Raw genomic sequence first — 317 nt, forward strand, 5'->3', positions numbered from 1 at the left:
CCATTTCGCAGCAGCCGCCTGATCGGCGCAGAGCGACAGCCTACCTCTGACTGCCGCCAATCTTTGCAACAGAGCCTCTCGGAGTACGCGACCCGCGAGTGGTCATCGACGGCATGGTGCAGGTATCGGTAGCCGCGTGAACCCGCCGCTCCGGCACGTGCGGCTCGGCCTCGTACGACCCCGGCAGCACGGTCCTGCGCCGACCCTTTCCCGTGAACCCGCCAGCCACCGCCGTCAGGGTGAGTATTCGACCCCTTGAGCACCGCTGATTATTGCGGTTGAGCACCACCGGATATTGGGGTTCAGCACCGGGCGAT

The 317-nt window shown here is 65.3% G+C and carries 1 pseudogene; it reads right to left on the bottom strand.

Going from position 1 to position 317, the window contains the following annotated elements:
* A pseudogene (locus tag LL236_RS14745) lies at positions 1-239 on the bottom strand (hypothetical protein); the annotation flags it as partial.
* Positions 240-317: the final 78 nt, after the last annotated feature.

This window comes from Microbacterium schleiferi (genome assembly GCF_020781975.1).
In the GTDB taxonomy this organism is placed as follows: Bacteria; Actinomycetota; Actinomycetes; order Actinomycetales; family Microbacteriaceae; genus Microbacterium.